Annotated in this window: 19 protein-coding genes and 1 pseudogene; 16 read left to right on the top strand and 4 right to left on the bottom strand. The window is 61.7% G+C overall.

From position 1 onward, the window contains the following. Positions 1 to 57: 57 nt before the first annotated feature. From VUG52_RS20130 to VUG52_RS20080, 11 genes are all read left to right on the top strand, one after another. Positions 58 to 993: a GNAT family N-acetyltransferase gene (locus VUG52_RS20130; protein ID WP_050704617.1), complete on the top strand. Its 936-nt coding sequence runs from the start codon at positions 58 to 60 to the stop codon at positions 991 to 993. Then, the gene (locus VUG52_RS20125) at positions 990 to 2,090 is read left to right on the top strand and encodes a DegT/DnrJ/EryC1/StrS family aminotransferase (protein ID WP_050704618.1); all 1,101 of its coding nucleotides are present in this window, start codon (positions 990 to 992) and stop codon (positions 2,088 to 2,090) included. The genes VUG52_RS20130 and VUG52_RS20125 overlap by 4 nt, the downstream gene beginning before the upstream one ends. A 171-nt stretch (positions 2,091 to 2,261) precedes the next feature. Then, a complete protein-coding gene (locus tag VUG52_RS20120; protein ID WP_050704619.1) occupies positions 2,262 to 2,561 on the top strand; it encodes a glycosyltransferase family 2 protein in 300 nt (99 codons plus the stop codon). Positions 2,562 to 2,565: 4 nt separating this feature from the next. Beyond that, positions 2,566 to 3,765, top strand: a complete 1,200-nt coding sequence (locus tag VUG52_RS20115; RefSeq protein WP_162232954.1) for an O-antigen polymerase — start codon at positions 2,566 to 2,568, stop codon at positions 3,763 to 3,765. Positions 3,766 to 3,781: 16 nt separating this feature from the next. Further along, positions 3,782 to 4,918, top strand: a complete 1,137-nt coding sequence (locus VUG52_RS20110; protein WP_050704621.1) for an NAD-dependent epimerase/dehydratase family protein — start codon at positions 3,782 to 3,784, stop codon at positions 4,916 to 4,918. Positions 4,919 to 4,926: 8 nt separating this feature from the next. After that, complete coding sequence (locus VUG52_RS20105; protein ID WP_331832007.1) at positions 4,927 to 5,595, top strand: serine O-acetyltransferase; 669 nt, start codon at positions 4,927 to 4,929, stop codon at positions 5,593 to 5,595. Beyond that, positions 5,489 to 6,481 carry a hypothetical protein gene (locus VUG52_RS20100; RefSeq protein ID WP_050704622.1) on the top strand — a complete coding sequence of 331 codons (993 nt, stop codon included), beginning with the start codon at positions 5,489 to 5,491 and terminating at the stop codon, positions 6,479 to 6,481. Before VUG52_RS20105 ends, VUG52_RS20100 begins: the two co-directional genes overlap by 107 nt. Beyond that, entirely contained in the window at positions 6,478 to 7,413 is a 936-nt protein-coding gene (locus VUG52_RS20095) for an NAD-dependent epimerase/dehydratase family protein (RefSeq protein ID WP_050704623.1), read from the top strand. The genes VUG52_RS20100 and VUG52_RS20095 overlap by 4 nt, the downstream gene beginning before the upstream one ends. Before the next feature lie 39 nt (positions 7,414 to 7,452). Continuing rightward, positions 7,453 to 8,472, top strand: coding sequence for an MraY family glycosyltransferase (locus VUG52_RS20090; protein ID WP_050704624.1), 1,020 nt, complete (start codon positions 7,453 to 7,455; stop codon positions 8,470 to 8,472). Between the two features lie 91 nt (positions 8,473 to 8,563). Further along, a complete protein-coding gene (locus VUG52_RS20085; RefSeq protein ID WP_050704667.1) occupies positions 8,564 to 10,552 on the top strand; it encodes a polysaccharide biosynthesis protein in 1,989 nt (662 codons plus the stop codon). 247 nt (positions 10,553 to 10,799) lie between these two features. Further along, complete coding sequence (locus VUG52_RS20080; protein ID WP_050704625.1) at positions 10,800 to 11,135, top strand: ComEA family DNA-binding protein; 336 nt, start codon at positions 10,800 to 10,802, stop codon at positions 11,133 to 11,135. A gap of 57 nt (positions 11,136 to 11,192) precedes the next feature. On the opposite strand, the gene VUG52_RS20075 is transcribed toward VUG52_RS20080, so the two are convergent. Further along, positions 11,193 to 11,360, bottom strand: a complete 168-nt coding sequence (locus VUG52_RS20075; RefSeq protein ID WP_082337674.1) for a DUF2897 family protein — start codon at positions 11,358 to 11,360, stop codon at positions 11,193 to 11,195. A gap of 182 nt (positions 11,361 to 11,542) precedes the next feature. Here VUG52_RS20075 and pyrF point away from each other — a divergent pair, with 182 nt between their 5' ends. Further along, positions 11,543 to 12,244 (top strand): orotidine-5'-phosphate decarboxylase, encoded by a 702-nt coding sequence (pyrF, locus tag VUG52_RS20070; protein WP_046856603.1) that lies wholly within the window; start codon positions 11,543 to 11,545, stop codon positions 12,242 to 12,244. A 100-nt stretch (positions 12,245 to 12,344) separates the two neighbouring features. Here the strand turns inward: pyrF and VUG52_RS20065 are convergent, their stop codons facing one another. Next, positions 12,345 to 13,346: an NADP-dependent oxidoreductase gene (locus tag VUG52_RS20065; protein ID WP_050704626.1), complete on the bottom strand. Its 1,002-nt coding sequence runs from the start codon at positions 13,344 to 13,346 to the stop codon at positions 12,345 to 12,347. 175 nt (positions 13,347 to 13,521) lie between these two features. Between VUG52_RS20065 and VUG52_RS20060 the strand changes: the two genes are divergently transcribed. After that, positions 13,522 to 14,283, top strand: a complete 762-nt coding sequence (locus tag VUG52_RS20060; RefSeq protein WP_262974195.1) for an SDR family oxidoreductase — start codon at positions 13,522 to 13,524, stop codon at positions 14,281 to 14,283. A gap of 15 nt (positions 14,284 to 14,298) precedes the next feature. Here VUG52_RS20060 and VUG52_RS20055 read toward each other — a convergent pair whose 3' ends face one another. Next, the gene (locus VUG52_RS20055) at positions 14,299 to 15,474 is read right to left on the bottom strand and encodes an MFS transporter (RefSeq protein ID WP_331832005.1); all 1,176 of its coding nucleotides are present in this window, start codon (positions 15,472 to 15,474) and stop codon (positions 14,299 to 14,301) included. Positions 15,475 to 15,597: 123 nt separating this feature from the next. On the opposite strand from VUG52_RS20055, the gene VUG52_RS20050 reads away from it, so the two are divergent. From VUG52_RS20050 to VUG52_RS27320, 3 genes and pseudogenes are all read left to right on the top strand, one after another. Beyond that, complete coding sequence (locus tag VUG52_RS20050; RefSeq protein ID WP_331832004.1) at positions 15,598 to 16,995, top strand: aminotransferase-like domain-containing protein; 1,398 nt, start codon at positions 15,598 to 15,600, stop codon at positions 16,993 to 16,995. Between the two features lie 113 nt (positions 16,996 to 17,108). Beyond that, positions 17,109 to 18,191, top strand: a pseudogene (locus tag VUG52_RS27325) (HAMP domain-containing protein); the annotation flags it as partial. Next, positions 18,177 to 19,049, top strand: coding sequence for a methyl-accepting chemotaxis protein (locus VUG52_RS27320; protein ID WP_423812666.1), 873 nt, complete (start codon positions 18,177 to 18,179; stop codon positions 19,047 to 19,049). The pseudogene VUG52_RS27325 and the gene VUG52_RS27320, both read left to right, overlap by 15 nt. Before the next feature lie 119 nt (positions 19,050 to 19,168). On the opposite strand, the gene VUG52_RS20040 is transcribed toward VUG52_RS27320, so the two are convergent. Next, on the bottom strand, positions 19,169 to 20,365 hold the full coding sequence (locus tag VUG52_RS20040; RefSeq protein WP_331832003.1) for a benzoate/H(+) symporter BenE family transporter: 1,197 nt from the start codon (positions 20,363 to 20,365) through the stop codon (positions 19,169 to 19,171). Positions 20,366 to 20,442: the final 77 nt, after the last annotated feature.

Genomic DNA, 20,442 nt, shown 5'->3' with positions numbered 1-20,442 from the left:
CTGTAACGGCAATAACATGGACGCTGAAGGCTTCGGTGTAGTGGAGTTGCTGCAGTCATGAAGTGTGTTGCCTACAGCAGTGAGTATCGACAGGCTTGGGATGAGTGGGTCGCGTCATCGCGGACCCCGCTGTTCTTCTTCAAGCGTGACTTCATGGAATATCATGCAGACCGTTTCCAGGATGCCTCGTTCATGTTCTATGACGAGGATAAACTGGTTGCGGTGTTCCCCGCGTCGCGCCGTGATGGAGAAGTAGTCAGTCATGGTGGTTTGACCTTTGGTGGCATGTTGTATAACGCCAAGGTGCGTGCCGACACCGTCATCACTTCGTTCCAGGTATTGCTGGACCGCCTGAGGGAAGATGGATGCACGAAGTTGCTCTATAAATCCATCCCGCACATCTTCGCCGATCAAGGCGCACAGGAAGATCTGTTTGCGCTCACCCAGCAGGGGGCGCAGCTGGTGCGCCGAGACCTGTCGAGCGTCATCCACCTGGAGAACCGGCCCAAGCTGTCCAAGGGGCGCAAGTGGCTGATCGCGCGTGCGGCCAAGTTCGGCCTGGAGAGCTCGGACTCTGACGACTGGCAGGCATTCCATGATCTGCTCAGCGAGGCCCTTGAGCGCCATGGCGCCGAGCCTGTCCACAGCGTGGCCGAGTTGCGACTGCTGCATGAGCGATTCCCCGAAAATATAGTACTGAAGTCTGTGCTCCATGAGGGGCGCATGATTGCTGCGGCATTGTTGTTCCGCTTTGGACGAGTGACCCACACCCAATACCTTGCGACCAACGACGAGGGCAAGGAAGCGGGCGCTCTGGATGCACTGATCGAAAAGTGCATCCAGGACAGCGCAGCACGGGGAGAAAAATTTTTCAGTTTTGGCATTTCCACTGAAATGGGCGGTAAGGTCCTCAATTCCGGTCTGATCAATCAGAAAGAAAATTTTGGCGCCCGTGGCATGGTTCTGGATTTCTACGAGGTCGACCTAAAGTGATCAGCTTCCTTGATTTGAAAAAGCTCAATAGCGTGTATGCCGAGCAGTTGCGTGAAGCCTGCGCCCGGGTGATCGATTCGGGCTGGTTCATCGGTGGACAGGAACTGGCGAACTTTGAACGAAGCTTCGCTGAATATTGTGGGGTGGAACACTGTGTCGGTGTCGCCAATGGCCTCGATGCGCTGACGCTCACGCTTCGCGCCTGGAAGGAAATGGGTAGGCTCGAAGAGGGTGACGAGGTCATCGTCCCGGCCAATACCTACATCGCAAGCGTCCTCGCAATCACCGAGAACCGGCTCAAGCCAGTGCTGGTGGAGCCAGATCCTCAAACGTTCAATCTGAGCGCCGAGGGCGTACAGGCGGCGCTGACCGACAAGACTCGGGCGGTTGTCGCCGTGCATTTGTACGGTCAGATGGCTGACATGAAGGGCATCATGGCCCTGGCCGATCAACACGACCTGCTCGTGTTGGAAGATGCTGCGCAGTCGCACGGTGCAAGTATCGATGGTCGGCGGGCAGGAAGCTGGGGTCATGCGGCCGGCTTCAGCTTCTACCCGGGGAAGAATCTAGGCGCCCTGGGCGACGCAGGTGCGTTGGCGACTCATGATGAGGCGTTGGCGAAGATGGTGCGTGGTCTGGGTAACTACGGTAGTTATCGCAAGTACGAGAACGAGTTCCAAGGCGTCAATAGCCGCCTGGACGAGATCCAGGCGGCCATGCTTTCCGTCAAGCTCGTACATCTGGATCGGGAGATCGTGGCGCGGCGCAAGGTGGCCACGGCCTACCTGGAGGGCATAGACAACCCAGGCGTACGCTTGCCTCATCTGAATGCCCCGGAGCAGCATGTCTGGCACTTGTTCGTGGTCCGTTGCGAGCGCCGCGAGGAACTCCAGCGTCACCTGCACGACAGTGGTGTGCAGACATTGATTCACTACCCGATCCCGCCGCACAAACAGCAAGCGTATAGCGCGTTTGGAAACTTGTCCCTGCCGTTGACCGAGGCCATTCACCGGGAAGTGCTCAGCCTTCCGATCAGTCCTGTCATGAGTGAGGATGAGGTCCAGGCAGTTGTGCGAGCGGTGAACGCATTCGTTTGAGCGCTTTGCGCAATGATCGGGGCGCTTGCCCCGATCATTCAAGAGTATTGGCTGCTGCTGGTGGTGAGCTATACGATTTATTCTTTCTTCTGCGCCTTTGTGGCTGCTCGTTACATTAAAAAGATGTAAACCGGCAAACGGCGTCATACTAGCTAAGGAGTACCCCGCGTAATGGCAATGATCAGTGTCATGATGCCGGTTTGTAAAGTAGAAAAATATATCGCTGCGGCTCTTCATTCGCTTCTTCCGCACGTTAACATCGTTGTGGCCGATGATGCATCCACTGACAGCACAGCGCCGATCATTCGCGATTACGCTGAGCGCTATCCTGACAGGGTCAAGGCAATTTTCGATGCGCAGAACGTAGGGGTTGCGGCAGCCTGCTTCAACCGTTACGTGCCGGATGGTCGATGGCTCATGGGAGCGGCGACCAAGCGCTTGAAATATGTGCTCAAGCGGATGGCGGGCTGAGAACATGGGTAATCCTGTCGTCATCTTCGGATCGGTTTGGGGTGGAGTGTTATTGCTCTATTCCTTGGGCGCTACCTCCAATCTTGTGCCATTCAATGTGCTGGGCCTGAGTCTGGTGCTGCTCAATATGCTGAGCATGGGCCTGTTCTATTTGCTGATGGTGGCAGGTCGTCCGATTCCTCGCATCAGCCCCACTCAAGCATTGGACTATCGGCAGGCTGCAAAGACCTACGCGAAGATCCTGTTCGTTCTCTGGTTTTTAGGCACCTGTTTCGAGATTTACGTGCAACGGGGTTTTCCGCTGTACTGGAACTGGGTCGGCGATGGCCGACTGTACACGGATTTCGGCATTCCTTCGTTCCACGGGATCATGAATGCCATGTACCTGCAGTTGGTGACGGCGCTGGCCTACCTGTATTTCGTGCGGCCACGTCGAGTGATTATCTTCATGCTGCTGTTGCTGGCGTGCTGGCCTGTACTGATGCTCGGGCGGGGTATTCTGCTCAGTGTCGTCGTGCAGATCACCGCGGTATTCTTCCTGATGCGCAGGCTAAACCTTAAAGTTATCTTTGTTTTGCTATTGAGTGCACTCGCCGCTGTTTTCCTTTTTGGTTATGTCGGGGATTTGCGTCAAGTGGTGAATCCGTTTTTCTACTTGGTTGAGCCGCCCTACGTCGACTTCTTTTCTGCGCTGCCCAGCGGTTTCCTGTGGTTCTATGTTTACATGACCTCGGGTATGAGTAACATGTTTTTCAATATTGAAACCGTGCAGCCTGCCTACGGTTTTGGGTATTCGCTGTATAATCTGCTGCCTAGCGCTATCAAACTTTGGCTCGGCTTTGATGGGCGTAATGACCTGTTTGTCTTTGTTGATAACAACCTGAATGCGGCAACCTTTTATTCAGGCTATATTTCCGACTTCGGTGCGGTCGGTGCGTTCTTTCTCGCGGCCTTCGTGCAGTTCTGTTGCTGCTTGGCCTATGCGGTAGCGCGAAAGAGGCGTCCATGGGGGGTCTTTGCCTACGCCGTGGCATTCCAGATCTTAATATTCTCCATTTTTTATGATATGTTTTTTATTTTGCCGGTACTTTTCCAGTTCGTTCTGGCAATCCTTTTCTTTAGCGCTTGTCGACTCAAGCGCCTACTAATAACGCCAGCGGCGAAGCAACTGGCCGAGCGCGCTGATAGTCCGCGGACGTACTGAGTTTCAGGAGATATACATGTCGCAACACGTTCTGGTCACTGGTGGTGCAGGTTTCATCGGGTCCCATCTCATTCCGAAATTAGTGGCATGTGGCCATCGTGTTCGGGTGCTGGACTCTCTCTCGGCGCAGATTCACGGTACGGTCCCGCGTGACCTTGAGTGGTTGCAAGGGCCGGGCATCGAATTCATTCGCGGTGACGTCACTGTTCGCGAGGATTGGCAGCGTGCCCTGCAAGGTATCGATGCGATCGTGCACCTGGCTGCGGAGACCGGAACTGGGCAGTCAATGTACGAGATCGCTCGCTACAACGAGGTCAACAGCCAGGGCACGGCGCTCATGTTTGATGTACTCGGCAAGCTTGGCGAGCACCAGGTCAAACGCGTCGTCCTGTCCTCGAGTCGTTCGATCTATGGTGAAGGCGCCTATCTTCACCCGACCACTGGTGCGCGCGCGTATCCAGGTGCACGGAGCGCGGAGCAGTTGCGCGAACAGCGTTGGGATCCGGTGTGCAGCGAGACCGGAGCGGCATTGCAGTTGGTCGCCACGCGTGAGGACGATCTGATTTCGCCAGCCTCCATCTACGCGGCAACCAAGTACGCCCAGGAAGACCTGGTGCGTATCGGTTGTCAGGCCATGGGCCTGGGCTACGCGATTCTGCGCCTGCAGAACGTCTATGGCGAGCGTCAATCCCTGAACAATCCTTACACCGGCATTCTGTCCATCTTCTCTACCAAGATCCGTCGCGATACACAGTTGCCTCTGTTCGAAGACGGTGAAGAGAGCCGCGATTTTGTTCATGTGGATGATGTTACCGACGCGCTGCTGGCTTCGGTGACGGTCGAGAAGGCGCCTGATACCGCGATCAACGTGGGCAGTGGCTTGGCCACATCGGTGAAGGAAGTCGCTTCAGAGCTGTCTCGCGCTTTCGGTAAAACGCCGAATGTCGCGGTGACCGGGCAGTTCCGCGTCGGCGATATTCGCCATAACTATGCCGACATCGAGCGCCTGCGCACGCTGCTTGGTCTCACTCCCAAAGTATCCCTCAAGGAAGGCCTGCAGCGCTTTGCCAAGTGGGTCAGCAGTCAGCCGCTTCCCGAAGATCAACTGGAGAAAGCCAATCGGGAACTTCGTGAACGCAAGCTCATGAACTGAGGCGCACCGTGAAATTGGATGATATCGGATTGGCCTCACTTCTGTTGGCCGATGCAAGAAGACACCGCGCCCTGTTTGGCGCCGAACCCAATGTATCGCGGCTTCGGTTGAGCCTGGGCATGCTGTCCCCAAGGTTCGCGCCTGTCTTGCTGTATCGGCTGGCTCACGCCTGCCAGCGTGTCCACCTGTCGCCATTGGCCAAGGTGTTCTCGCTGTTGAATTTCATGGTCTTCGGTATCGAGATCGCGGTGTCGTGCCGGATCGGCCCTGGACTGTTTTTCCCGCACACCCAAGGCACCGTGATTGGCGCGGTGAGTATCGGCAGCAATGCCGTTATTTATCAGGGTGTGACCGTTGGCGCCCGGGACCTGGACTTTACCTACGACGAAGCTCATCGACCCGTCATCGGCAATGATGTGATGCTGGGTGCGGGGGCCAAGGTTCTGGGGGGGATTCGCCTGGGTGATGGAGTAACGGTGGCCGCCAATGCAGTCTTGCTCATGTCGGTACCGGACAACGCGGTAGCCGGAGGAATTCCGGCAAAGATCTTGAAGCAGCGGGATAGCAGGCGTGAAATTATCTCTGTCAGACAAGAAAGTCCTGCTGGTGGCACCGCAGTTCTTCGGGTACGAGCAAGACATCCGCAGCGAATTGGAGCGGCGGGGGGCCAAGGTTGATTTTCTGCTCGACCGTCCTTTTGCGTCGGCGTTTCTCAAAGCGTTGACACGTTGGCGTCGGCAGTGGGTTATCGGAGCCGCGCAGCGTTATTACCAACGCCACACAGACGTGAACGCGGATTACGATTATGTATTCGTGGTCAATGGGCAGACCCTGTCCAGTCATGTTCTGGAGCAATGGCGGGAACAATTTCCGAACGCCCGTTTCTTCCTCTACATGTGGGATTCGTTCGGCAATCGCAAGGATGTAGTCGCCAACTTGCGTTATTTCGATCATGCGTTCACGTTTGACCGTCAGGATGCGCTCGACCATGGCATTCACTTCCGGCCGTTGTTCTTCTCCAGCGGCTTCGAGAACCCTCGCGTGGCCGAAAAGCAATGGGACATCAGCTTTATCGGCACGGCGCATACCGATCGCTATTCCATCGTCTCGAAGGTGTCAGCGGGGCTGGCGCCATCAGTTCGTCGCTACTGGTATCTCTACCTGCAGGCGCCTTGGGTTTTCTGGCTTTACCGACTGATCAATCCTGGCTTCAGGTCTGCTGAAAAGTCGTCGTTCCGCTTCGATCCGCTGACAAAGGCCGATGTGCAATCGGTATTCTTCGGTTCCACGGCTGTCCTTGACATTGAGCATCCCCAGCAGACGGGGCTGACCATGCGTACGTTGGAAACACTCGGTGCGCGCAAGAAACTGATCACCACCAATGCCAGTGTGCGGGCTTACGATTTTTTCAACGAAGACAACATATGTGTCATCGATCGAAACGCCCCGATCGTGCCCGCAGGTTTCCTCGAAGCCGCCTATACGGATGTGGATGCAGCGATCTATCAGCGCTATCGGCTTGAAGGCTGGTTGGATGAAATCCTTGAAAAGGAGTGTTCATGAAAGTTCTGGTGACCGGAGCAAGCGGTTTCATCGGTCAGGCGGTATGCCGTGCGTTGCTCGATCGGGCAGACCAGGTCATTGCCTTGGTGCGTTCTGATTGGACTCTTCCTGGCGTGGAGGTGGTGCGGGGTGATCTGGACGACGAGCCTGCTCTCAGGAAGGCGCTGGCTGGGGTTGATTGTGTGGTTCACCTGGCTGGTCGTGCTCATTTGCTCAACGATTCGGCGGCCGACCCGTTGGCTGAGTTTCGCCGGGTCAACCGTGACGCCACGGTTCGGCTTGCGCAATATGCGCGTGACGCGGGTGTCAGGCGATTCGTGTTCCTGAGCTCCATCGGGGTCAATGGCTCACATACTGAAGGCCGACCTTTCGATGAACGCAGTGATGTTCGGCCTCACGCGCCGTATGCAATCTCCAAGTTGGAAGCGGAACAGGAACTGGCGGACTGCCTGGCGGGCTCTGCCACCGACTATGTGATTGTTCGTCCACCGCTGGTTTATGCCGCTCACGCCCCAGGGAATTTCCAGCGCTTGCTGAAACTGGTGGCAAGCGGTATGCCTCTGCCGTTCGGCCTTGTACGCAATCGGCGAAACATGGTGTCGCTGGCCAGCCTCGTGGATTTCATTCTGCTCTCTACCGAGCGGCCCGATGCGGCAAACGAGTGTTTCCTGGTCGCCGATGACGAGGCAGTGAGCACGCGTGACATTGCTGCTTGGCTTGGCGAGGGGATGCAGCGACGAGTCGTGAACCTGCCTGTGCCCGAAGCGCTGCTTGGCGGCCTGTTGTCTTTGGTTGGCAAGGCATCGCTGCGCACCCAGTTGTGCGGATCGCTGGAAATCGACAACCGCAAGGCCCGCAGTCTGGGGTGGGTGCCGCGGACATCGGCACGCCAGGCGTTGGTTGCCACCGGGCAGGACTATCAGCGTGATTGAGATTTGCGAAGTGATCATTGTATCGACCAGGTGTTTCTAATGGATGTTTGGCTATTTACCCTACCGTTGATTGCAGGCGTCTCCCTGATTGTCACTGGGCTGCTGCGCCGTTATGCGCTTTCGCACAGTTTGATCGACGTACCTAACGCCCGGAGCTCGCACACCCAACCCACACCGCGTGGCGGAGGTGTCGCGATCGTCGTCAGTTTCCTGCTGGCGCTACCCGTTGCCATGATGCTAGGGCTGCTTGGCTTCGATGCAGGCATAGCCTTGCTAGGCAGTGGGGCATTGGTGGCGATCATCGGGTTCATGGATGATCATGGACATATCGCGGCCCGTTGGCGGCTGCTCGGTCACTTCATCGCTGCTCTTTGGGCGCTCTACTGGTTGAATGGTTTTCCTCCGGTCAGCCTGTTGGGCATGGAGCTGGACCTGGGGTGGGCCGGTATCGTATTCGCCGCGCTGTACCTTGTATGGATGCTCAACCTCTACAACTTCATGGATGGCATCGATGGACTCGCAAGCGTGGAAGCCTGTAGTGCGACGCTTGTCATGTGTATTATCTATGTAGCGGCAGGCCATGTGCAGTTGGTCTGGCCTGCACTGGCGCTGGGCTTGGCTGTTGCCGGATTCCTGTACTGGAACTTTCCTCCAGCGCGGATCTTCATGGGTGATGCCGGGAGCGGTTTCCTGGGTATCACGCTGGGAGCGCTGTCGCTGCAGGCAGCATGGGTCGATAGTCGCCTGTTCTGGGCCTGGCTCATCATCCTGGGAGTGTTCATCGTGGACGCGACGCTGACGCTGATCAGGCGTCTATTGCGTGGACAGAAGGTTTACGAAGCGCACCGTACTCATGCCTACCAGTACGCCAGTCGTCGTTTCGGCCGGCATCTGCCGATCACGCTCTCGGTACTGGTTATCAACGCGGTATGGTTGATGCCGATCGCATGGGCCGTGGCTTGCCTGGGGCTCGACGGTTTGGTCGGGGTGCTGTTGGCCTATGTGCCCCTGGTGCTGCTCGCACTTCGATTCGATGCCGGGAAACCCGAAGTGCGGTGAGCGACGGTCTCTCTCTTCAACGGGCGCGGTATTGCCGCCATGCGGCTGACAAGGCCGCTTCAAAGGATAAAAAGTGATGTTTGACGGAGCGATGGGCAAGCTTAGATCCTATCTTCTGGATTTGCCCCGTGGCAGTAAGCGCCTGATTCAGGTAGCAGCCGATATCGTGCTGGTTTGGCTGGCCCTCTGGTTGGCATTCGCCTTACGTCTGGGGCTGGACGAGATGGGCAATCCGATCACCACGCATCCCTGGTTGTTCATCGCGGCGCCTGCCCTCGCCATCCCGCTGTTCATTCGCTTCGGCATGTACCGCGCGGTAATGCGTTATTTCGGCAATGACGCGCTCGTGGTCATCATGAAGGCGGTAAGCCTGGCATCGCTGTTTTTGACGCTGGCCCTTTACTGGTACAGCAACCGTAATGCGGTGGTGCCGCGCTCCATTATCTTCAACTACTGGTGGCTCAGCCTCATCATGATCGGTGGGCTGCGTCTGGCGATGCGCCAGTACTTCCTGGGGGACTGGTTCGCCGCCGCGCGCCATGTGCCTTTTTCCAATCGCGAAGATGGCTTGCCCAAGGTAGCTATTTACGGAGCGGGCGCGGCCGGTAACCAGCTGGTTGCGGCATTGCGCATGGGGCGGGTGATGCGGCCGGCGGCGTTTATCGACGACGATCCCGCGATCACGGATCGGATCATTTCCGGCCTGCAGGTATACAGCCCCGGTGATATCAACAAGCTCATAGATGTCTGTGGCATCCAGGAAGTGCTGTTGGCGGTACCGTCCGCCACGCGCGCCCGGCGCCGGGAAATACTGGATTACCTCGAGGGCTTTCCGCTGCACGTGCGCAGCGTTCCTGGCTTCATGGACCTGGCCAGCGGTCGTGTCCAGGTCGATGACATCCAGGAAGTGGATATTGCCGACCTGCTGGGGCGAGATGCGGTTCCGGCTCAGGAGGCACTGCTGGAGCGTTGTATCAGCGGCAAGGCGGTGCTCGTCACGGGTGCTGGCGGCTCGATTGGTTCTGAATTGTGCCGACAGATTCTTTCATGCGGACCGACCACGCTCTTGTTATTCGAGCACAGCGAGTACAACCTGTATTGTATTTTGGGCGAACTTGAGCGCCGTATCGCTCGAGAATCCCTGTCCGTGCGACTGGTGCCAATTCTAGGATCGATTCGAAACCCTTCCCTGTTGCTGGACGTCATGCAGAGCTGGCGCGTCGACACGGTCTATCACGCTGCGGCTTACAAGCACGTACCCATGGTGGAGCACAACATTGCCGAGGGCGTGCTGAACAATGTGATAGGCACCTTGAACACCGCCCAGGCTGCCTTGCAGGCCAGGGTCGCCAATTTCGTGCTTATCTCGACCGACAAGGCAGTGCGTCCCACCAATGTCATGGGTAGCACCAAGCGCTTGGCTGAAATGGTGTTGCAGGCATTGAGCAAGGAGCCTGCACCGGTGTTGTTTTCGGACAGCACGAATGTTGCCCAGGTGAACAAGACGCGTTTCACCATGGTTCGTTTCGGCAATGTACTCGGCTCGTCTGGCTCGGTCATTCCTCTGTTCTATCGGCAGATCAAAGCGGGGGGGCCATTGACGGTGACCCATCCGAAGATCACGCGTTACTTCATGACCATTCCCGAAGCCGCTCAGCTGGTTATCCAGGCCGGTTCCATGGGGGTCGGCGGGGATGTTTTCGTGCTGGATATGGGGGAGCCGGTCCGTATAGTCGAGCTTGCAGAAAAGATGATCCACTTGTCCGGCCTGAGCGTGCGCTCGGAGAAGAACCCCCTTGGGGAGATTGCCATCGAGTTCACAGGCCTGCGTCCAGGCGAAAAACTCTACGAGGAACTGCTGATCGGTGAGAACGTGATTCCGACGACGCACTCGATGATCATGAGCGCCAATGAAGACTACCTGTCTTGGGACGTGCTCAAGGTGAAGATTGCCGACCTGATCGCTGCCATCGAGAAAGACGATTATCCGCGGGTTCGACAGTTGCTTCGCGAAACGGTCAGCGGATACGCGCCTGATGGCGAAATCGTCGACTGGATTTATCAACAGCGACGGGTCTAGTGTCCTGTGGAAATGCTTGCCAGCTTTGTAGGAAGCAGGGAAGGGCTGGGTCGGCAATAGCGCCACAACCCGCATGAAAGGATCGTGGCGCCGTCTCTTCCAATAGGGACGGTTGGGATGGGGGGATTGCCCTGCTTGTGCAGGTCAAATCTTGAAAACTTTGATTGCGCCAGTGTTTCTCCGGATGCGCTAGGTTTTCGGGGCAGCCACGGAAATGCTGCCCCATCCCGCCACAGGAGTGAGCATCATGCGCAATACCATCCTTTCTTACCTCTTCCTACCGCTTTTTGCGGGTTTCTCCGTTTCTGCTTCCGCTGCACCCACATCCGCCGTCAACTCTACGCCAGTGGTAGTCGCGGCAGAGTCGGAGGGTAGCTTGAAGTCCCAGAGAGTGGATCTCAATGCTGCGGACGCCCCGACGCTGCAAAAGGAACTGAACGGCATCGGCAAAGCCAAGGCTGAAGCTATAGTGGCCTATCGTGAGGCTCATGGTCCGTTTGAGACTGTAGATGAGCTGCTGGAGATCCAAGGGATCGGCAAAGCATTGCTTGAACGCAATCGTGAGAAATTGACGGTCGAGTAGGCACGGGCGTATCCGGCCGATCAAGCGTCGGCCGGATTTTACAGGTTGTCATCGTTATCAACGATCTGCCGCGTCCTTTGCATCGGCCTCAGCATTGCGCTCATGCACTTTCTTGAGTTGCTCCTCCGTCAACGGCAACTTCTTCGCCGTATCCCGTAGCAGCATCAACCCGCCGACAATCGACCCGAGAGCAACAAGCAGTATCAACCAGGCATACCAAGGCATCGAGATTCTCCTGAAAGCGTACAGGGCACCGCTTACATGGCATTCGAGCCATTGCCGCAGCCGTTGGTTCAATTATAGGAGCCGCCCCCGCCCGGGCCAAATCTCATGACCCACGGCCCCCAAACCCCGCGTCACTTCGTTTACAATGCGCGCCGTTTACGACTTGCCAAGAGACCCTGCCCATGTCCGCCTGCCAGACGCCCCTGATCGTCGCCCTGGATTTCCCCACCCGTGACGCCGCCCTGAAGCTGGCCGACCAGCTCGACCCCGCCCTGTGCCGGGTCAAGGTGGGCAAGGAACTGTTCACCAGCAGCGCTTCAGGTATCGTTGAAACCCTTTGCAGCAAGGGCTTCGAAGTGTTCCTCGACCTCAAGTTCCACGACATCCCCAACACCACCGCCATGGCGGTCAAGGCCGCAGCCGAGATGGGTGTGTGGATGGTCAACGTGCACTGCTCCGGTGGCCTGCGCATGATGTCGGCCTGCCGTGAAGAGCTGGCCAAGCGCAGCGGCCCGCAGCCGCTGCTGATCGGCGTGACCGTGCTGACCAGCATGGAGCGCGAGGACCTGGCCGGCATCGGCCTGGATGTCGATCCGCAGGAGCAGGTGCTGCGCCTGGCGGCGCTGGCGCAAAAAGCCGGCATGGACGGCCTGGTGTGCTCGGCGCTGGAAGCGCCGGCACTGAAGGCGGCGCACCCGTCGCTGCAGCTGGTGACCCCGGGTATTCGCCCGGCGGGCAGCGCCCAGGATGACCAGCGCCGGATCCTGACTCCGCGCCAGGCGCTGGACGCCGGTTCCGACTACCTGGTGATCGGGCGTCCGATCAGCCAGGCGGCAGATCCGGCCCAGGCGCTGGCTGCCGTGGTGGCTGAAATCCGCGGTTGAATCAGGGACTGTGGGAGCGGGCTTGCCCCGCGATGGCATCAGCCCAGGCAATCGCCATCGCGGGGCAAGCCCGCTCCCACAAAGCGCCTGGCTGCTGATCTCAGACCTTCAACACCAGCTTGCCGAAGTTCTCCCCGCTGAACAGCTTGAGCAGCGTCTCGGGGAAGGTCTCCAGGCCCTCCACCACATCCTCCTTGCTCTTCACCTTGCCGCTGGCCAGCCAGCCGGCCATTTCCTGCGCGGCCTTGCCGTACTCCTTGACGTAGTCCATCACCACGAAGCCTTCCATGCGCGCACGGTTGACCAGCAGCGACAGATAGTTGGCCGGGCCCTTGACCGCCTCCTTGTTGTTGTACTGGCTGATGGCGCCGCAGATCACCACCCGGGCCTTGAAGTTCAGGCGCGATAGCACGGCATCGAGGATGTCGCCGCCGACGTTGTCGAAGTACACATCCACGCCATTGGGGCATTCACGCTTGAGACCGGCCAGCACGTCCTCGGCCTTGTAGTCGATGACCCCGTCGAAGCCCAGCTCATCCAGCAGGTACTGGCACTTCTGCGCGCCACCGGCGATGCCCACCACGCGGCAGCCCTTGAGCTTGGCGATCTGCCCGGCAATGCTGCCGACCGCGCCGGCGGCACCCGAGATCACCACGGTTTCGCCGGCCTTGGGCTGGCCGACATCGAGCAGGGCGAAGTAGGCGGTCATGCCGGTCATGCCCAGTGCCGACAGGTAGCGGGGCAGGGGCGCCAGGCGTGGATCGATCCGATGCAGGCCCTGGGGTTCGCCGGTGAAGTAGTCCTGCACGCCAAGGGCACCGCTGACATGGTCGCCGGGCTTGTAGTCCGGGTGATTGGAGCTGACCACCTCGCCGACGCCGAGGGCGCGCATGACCTGGCCCAGGCCCACGGGAGGGATATACGACTTGCCTTCGTTCATCCAGCCGCGCATGGCCGGGTCCAGCGACAGGTAGAGGTTTTTCACCAGCACCTGGCCTTCGCCCGGCTCGCTGGCGGGCACCTGCTCGTAGGTGAAGTCGTCACGACGCACGGCGCCGACCGGGCGGCGGGTCAGCAGGAAGCGGCGGTTGGTGTGGGGCATGGCGAGTTCTCCTGAACGAGTGTGAGGGGTGATGATCGGCGGGTTGAATGGGCCGCGTCACGCAAGATCACCGCGAACGATAGTAGTCCAACCGTGCCCTTGATGATGCTGCCCAGCCCGGCGGTGCCCTGACTAGACTCAGCCACGACTTCCCATCCTTTTGCAGGAGCCAGTGATGAGCATGACTTTCTCCGGCCAGGTTGCCCTGGTCACCGGTGGCGCGGCGGGTATCGGCCGGGCGACGGCCCAGGCATTCGCCGCCGAAGGGCTCAAGGTGGTGGTGGCCGACCGTGACGCGACCGGCGGTGAAGCCACCGTGGCGCTGATTCGCCAGGCTGGCGGCGAGGTGCTGTTCGTCGCCTGCGATGTCACCCGCGACGACGACGTGCGTCAGCTGCATGAGCAGGTCATCACGGCCTATGGCCGGCTCGACTATGCCTTCAACAACGCCGGTATCGAGATCGAGAAGGGGCGCCTGGCGGAGGGTAGCGAGGCGGAGTTCGACGCGATCATGGGGGTCAACGTCAAGGGTGTGTGGCTGTGCATGAAGTACCAACTGCCCCTGCTGTTGGCCCAGGGCGGCGGCGCCATCGTCAACACCGCCTCGGTAGCCGGCCTGTCGGCGGCGCCAAAGATGAGCATCTATGCGGCGTCCAAGCATGCGGTGATCGGCCTGACCAAGTCGGCGGCCATCGAGTATGCGAAGAAGGGCATCCGGGTCAACGCGGTGTGCCCGGCGGTGATCGACACCGACATGTTCCGCCGCGCCTACGAGGCCGATCCGCGCAAGGCCGAGTTCGCCGCGGCGATGCATCCGGTCGGGCGCATCGGCAAGGTCGAGGAGATCGCCAGTGCGGTGCTGTACCTGTGCAGCGATGGCGCAGCGTTCACGACGGGGCACAGCCTGACCGTCGATGGCGGCGCGTTGGCGATTTGAGCAGTATTTTTGGCATCAGCGCGGTCCCTGTGGGAGCGGGTTCACCCGCGAAGAGGCCCGCGAGGTTTTCCACAGGCCCAATGCCACGGCGGCACAGCCCACCAGCAGGACGCCGCCGAACACTTCCAGCGCCGTGCGCGAGCCAAGCCGATCACTGAGCAGCCCGGTAAAGATCACCGGCAGGCTGAACCCCAGGTAGGCGAGTAGGAAGAACCCGGCACTGGCCCGGGTCTTCTCGCTCCCGGCCAACTGATTCACCGCCGCCAAGCCGCCCAGGTAGATGAAGCCATAGCAGGCGCTGCTCGCGGCCATGGCGCCCAACAGCACACCCAGCAGATTGCCGCTGTCAGCCCCCCAGGCCAGCAGCGCGTAACTGCACGGCAGGATCAGCAACCCCAGCAAGGTCGCCCGGGCACTGGCCATGCGCCGGACCAGTGGCTGGAACAGCAAGCCGCAGCTGATCACGCAGAAGGTCGAGAACCCCGACCAGGCGCTCAGCCCGTGCTGGCGCAGGATCCCTGGCAGCAGGGCGATCACCAGCCCGACACAGGCCCAGGCCAGCAGGATCGCCAGGCCATAGGCCAGGCTGCCGGCGGGGTAGCAGGGCAGGCGCAGCATGGCGCTGCGCTGCGCCGGGCGAGGGTCGGGCAGGCGCCAGACCAGCAGCAGGGCCACGGCGGCCAGCGCCAGCTGCAGGTGGAAGCTGCCGGGGGTGAGGGTCGGCCCGCTCAGCAGGAACAGGCTGGTCAGTGCCGCGCCCAGGCCGAAACCGAGCGACGTGCTGGCGGTGACCCAGGTGGCGGCGCGGCCACCGGCATCCGGCGCCATCAGTTCGCTCATGTAGGCGGTGGCGGTGGCCGAGGCAAGGCCTGTGCCCAGCCCCAGGAACAGGCGCGCCAGGCCCAGCATCTGCAGGCTCGGCGCCAGCAGCATGAGCAGCGTGGCGGCCATCGACAGGGCTAGCGCGACCAGGATCAGCGGGCGCCGACCTACCCGGTCGGCCAGGCCGCCGAGGGCCAGCAGCACCGGCAGCACGCCGAGCACATAGCCGGAGAAGGCCACGGCGGTCGCCGCCGCGCCTTGCCCGGACAGGTCGGCGTAGGTGATGTACAGCGGGGCCTGCAGGTTCACCGCGAGGGTGATCAGGCACAGGGCGAAAGCCAGCAGGGCAGGGGCATTACGAGTGGGCATCGGGACGGATCCGCAAGGCAGTGACAGTGACTGGCAGCATCGGCCTTGGCAGCGGTGCTCGCCAAGGCACACTCGCGGGGCATTTATGCTTAACTGTTTGCCTGAAAACAGCGAACACTTGCCATGCATTTTCATCTTGATCGCGATCTTCCCATCCCCTTGGTCCAGCAACTGACCGAGCACCTGCAGGCCTGGATCGAACAGCAGCGCCTGCGTCCCGGTGCACGCCTGCCGTCGATCCGCGCGCTGGCCAAGGCCCAGTCGGTAAGCGCCTCCTGCGTGATCGAGGCCTACGACCGCCTGGCGGCCAACGGCTGGCTGGAGGCGCGACATGGTGCGGGTTTCTTCGTCGCCGAGCGCAAGCCGGGCCTGCGGCCCGACCCCGGCGAGCCCTGGGGCGAGGCGATCGACGGCAGTTGGCGGCAGTTTCGCGAAGGGCATGAACAATTGCTCAAGCTCGGCTGCGGTTGGCTGCCGGTGGCCTGGCGCGCCGAAGCCGAGCTGGCCCAGGCCATCCGCCAGGTCAGCCGCGGCGTGCCCGAGGCGCTGTTCGACTACTGCCCGCCCCAGGGCCTGGCCAGCCTGCGCCTGCAACTGCACAAGGGGCTGGCGCGGCTGGACATCGCCGCCGAGCCGGAGAGGATCCTCACCACCCAGGGCGCCAGCCATGCCCTCGACCTGCTGGTGCGGACCTTGCTGAAACCGGGCGACACGGTGCTGGTGGAGCGCCCCGGCTACTACAACCTGTACAACTTGTTGCGCCTGCACGGTGTGCGCATGCTCGAGGTGCCGCGCACCGCCACTGGCCCGGACCTGGTGGTGCTCGAGCAGTTGCTGGCCGAGCACCAGCCCCGTTGCCTGTTCATCAACAGCCTGTACCAGAACCCGACCGGCACCTGCCTGACGCCGAAGGTCGCCTACCGCCTGCTGGAACTGGCCCGCGAGCATGACCTGCGGATCGTCGAGGACGATCTCTACGCGGACTTCCAGGACGGCCCGGCCACGCGCCTGGCGACCCTCGACAGCGAGCAGCGGGTGATCTACCTGGGCAGCTTCTCCAAGACCCTCAGCAGTTCGTTGCGCGTCGGCTACCTGGTGGCCGACCCGCCGTTGATCGCCCGCCTGGCCGAACTGAAGATGGTGGCCGGCATCGGCACCTCGCGCTTCGCCGAGCAGGTGGTCGGGCAGATGCTCGCCAATGGCGGCTACCGCAAGAGTGTGCAGCGCCTGCGGCTGCGCCTGGGGCAGCACCGGGCCAGGACGCTGGGGCAATTGGAGGCCTGCGGCTGGGAGGTGTTCTGCGAGCCGGTCGGCGGCATGTTCGTCTGGGCCCGGGTGCCCGGGCGCGACTTTACCGAGCTGGAGCGGTTGGCGCTGGATCATGCGGTGCTGCTTACCCCGGGCAGCGCCTTCGATCCTCAGGGGCGGGCCAGTGACTGGCTGCGCATCAATGTCGCCTATGGGCAGGATTCCCGGGCCCAGGCGTTCTTTCGGCATGCGGGGCGACCTTTGGCGGTCTGAAAGCGACACGCTCATAGCTAAATGACACCATTCGCGCACGCGGCCCTTGTGACGAGGTCGGCGCCATTGTCACTCTTGCCGTTGGCAGAGGGCCAAAGGCGAGGAGGGCGGTGATGACGGCGACCAAGCACGGTGTATTGGCCAACCTGGGCATGGCGCGCAAGCTGGGCCTGGGTTTTGCCCTGGTGTTGCTGCTCACCCTGGTGGTGGCCGCCATCGGTGTGTACGCCCTGGCCAACGTCGGCCAGCGCTTCGAGGGGTTGCGGCAGATGGCTCAGTTCAATACCGACCTGTTGAAGCTGCGCCAGCACGAGCAGGCCTTCGCCCTGCGTTCGGACGTCAAGGAGGCCGATGCCCTGCGTACTGGCCTGCAGGGGCTGGTGGAGCGGGCCCGCGCGGTGCCGGCGCTGTCTTGGGCCGAGGCCGACCTTAACGCCTACGGGCAGGCTTTCGACCAGTTCGTCCAGGCGGTGCAGGCCAAGGAGCTGGCGCTGGACATGGCCAGTTGGTCGGTGTCGAGCGTGGCCAACAACCTCGATGTGCTGCAGGCCGGCCTGACCGATGACGGCACCTATACCCTCAAGCAGTCCCAGGGCCAGCAAGGCAGCGAGTTCCTCGAGCAGGCCGGGCAGGTGGCGCAGGTGTCGCGGCTGATGCTGCAGGCGATGGACGAGGCCCGGGTGCGCCTGGAGCAGAGCCGCAAGGGCGGCGAGGCCGTTGCCGAGGGGCGCATCGCCCAGACAGTGGAGGCGGCCAGCCTGGTGGAGCAGCTCAAGTCGGCGGTGACCGACGCCGGCTACCAGAGCGTGCTGGGCGAAGTGGCCGGGCATATCGCCAGTTTCTCCGAGAAGCTCAACGAATACACCGACCTGCTGGGCCAGGAACGGGGGATCAAGGACCAGCTGCAGGCCCGGGCCGAGCAAGTCACCACGCGGGTCGACCAGGCCTACGTCGTCCAGGAGCAGGCCATGCAGGCGGAGCTTGCGCGCAACACTGTGGCCATCGCCGTGGCCACGGCCCTGGCACTGCTGGTGGGCGTGCTGGCGGCCTGGTTGATCACCCATGCCGTGGTCGCGCCGCTCAAGCGGGTGATCAGCCGTGCCCGGCGTATTGCCGCGGGTGAACTGGGTATCGAGGCCGAGCCGCCGCGTGCCGACGAGGTCGGTCAGCTGCTGCAGGCCATGCAGCAGATGGCCGAGGGGCTGTCCGGTATCGTCAGTGGCCTGCAACAGGGCATCGATCAGCTGGCCGGCAGCGCCCAGGCCTTGTCGGCAGTCACCGAGCAGACCAACCGCGAAGTCGGTAGCCAGAAGGACGAGACCGAGCAGGTGGCCACCGCCATGCAGCAGATGACCGCGACGGTTCACGATGTGGCGCGCAACGCCGAGCAGGCGGCCCAGGCGGCCCAGGATGCCGATGACAAGGTCGAGTCGGGGCAGCAGGTGGTACGCCAGAGCATGCAGCGCATCGAGCAGCTGGCGGTGGCGGCCGAGACCGCCAGCAGCGGTATCGACAGCCTCAGCGCCGAGATCCATACCATCGGTGACGTGCTCGAGGTGATCAAGAGCGTGGCCGAACAGACCAACCTGCTGGCGCTCAACGCGGCGATCGAGGCGGCCCGCGCCGGCGAGCAGGGCCGTGGCTTCGCCGTGGTGGCCGACGAGGTGCGCGCCCTGGCCCGGCGCACCCGGCAGTCCACCGAGGAGATCGAGCGCCTGGTCGCCAGCCTGCGCGGCAACGCCCAGCAGTCGGTGACGCAGATTCGCGGCAGCACCGAGCTGGTGCGCCTTGCGGTGGCCGACACGCTGCAGACCGAGAGCGCCCTGGGCAGCATCGCCGCGGCGGTGTCGTTGATCCAGCAGATGAACCAGCAGATCGCCGCGGCGGCCGAGCAGCAGAGCTCGGTGGCCGAGGAGATCAGCCGTAGCGTCACGCAGATTCGCGGCAGTGCCGACCAGGCGGCGCTGGCGATGCAGGACAATGCCCGCTCAAGCGTCGAGTTGGCGCAGTTGGGGATCGACCTCAAGAGCATGGTTGGCCACTTCAGGCTGTGAAGGACCCTGTAGGAGCGGCCTTGTGCCGCGAAAGGGCTGCGCAGCAGCCCCGGCGATCTTTGCGTCAATACTGAATCCCCGGGGCCGTTGCACGGCCCTTTCGCGGCACAAGGCCGCTCCTACAACGGACGTGCGGTGGGCTTCAGGATCAGCAAGGTCAGCACTCCCGCCACGATCCCCCAGAACGCCGAACCGATCGAGAACAGGGTGAACCCCGACGCCGTGACCATGAAGGTGATCAGCGCCGCCTCGCGCTCGCGCGCCTCGCCCATGGCCACGCTCAGGCCGTTCATGATCGAGCCGAACAGCGCCAGGGCGGCGATCGACAGCACCAGTTCCTTGGGCAGGGCGCCGAACAGCGCCGCCAGGGTCGCGCCGAAGGTGCCGGCGATACCGTAGAAGATCCCGCACCAGACCGCCGCCGTGTAGCGCTTGGCCGGGTCTTCATGGGCATGCGGCCCGGTGCAGATCGCCGCGCTGATCGCCGCCAGGTTGATGCCGTGGGAGCCGAACGGCGCCAGCAGCAGCGAGGCGAACCCGGTGGCCGAGATCAGCGGCGAGGCCGGCACCTGGTAGCCGTCGGCGCGCAGCACGGCGACGCCGGGCATGTTCTGCGAGGTCATGGCCACCACGAACAGCGGGATGCCGATGCTGATCGTCGCCGCCAGCGAGAAGCTCGGCATGGTCCACACCGGGGTGGCGATCTCCAGCTGGAAGCCGCTGAAGTCCAGCAGCCCCAAGGCGCCGGACAGCGCCGTGCCGACCAGCAGCGCAGCCAGCACGCAGTAGCGCGGTGACAGGCGCTTGACCAGCAGGTAGCTGAAGAACATGCCCAGCACCAGCACCGTGCGATGCTGGGCGGCGACGAAGATCTCGCTGCCGATCTTGAAAAGGATGCCGGCCAGCAGGGCCGAGGCGAGCGAGGCGGGGATGCGCCGCACCAGGCGCTCGAAGCTGCCGGTCAGGCCGCATATCAGCACCAGCACGGCGCAGGTGATATAGGCACCGATGGCCTCGCCGTAGGTGACGCCGCCGAGGCTGGTGATCAGCAGTGCCGCGCCGGGTGTCGACCAGGCCACGGTGACCGGGGTACGGTAGCGCAGCGACAGGCCGATGCTGCACACCGCCATGCCGATCGACAGGGCCCAGATCCACGACGAGATCTGCGCGCTGGTGAGGCCGGCGGCCTGGCCGGCCTGGAACATCAGCACCAGTGAGCTGGTATAGCCGGTGAGCATGGCGATGAAGCCGGCGACGACCGCCGACGGGGAGCTGTCCGCCAGCGGCCGCAGGCGCGCGGAGGTGGCATCGGTCATGGGGAATTCCTTGTACAGGTGTAAGCAGTTTTTTCAGGCTACCGTGCAATGGCGTGATCCTTGCCATACAGCAGGCA

The sequence above is a fragment of the Pseudomonas sp. LH21 genome (assembly GCF_036549575.1).
In the GTDB taxonomy this organism is placed as follows: domain Bacteria; phylum Pseudomonadota; class Gammaproteobacteria; order Pseudomonadales; family Pseudomonadaceae; genus Aquipseudomonas; species Aquipseudomonas peradeniyensis.
The sequence above is the reverse complement of the archived record's forward strand: the minus strand, read 5'-3'. Positions and strand labels throughout refer to the sequence as shown.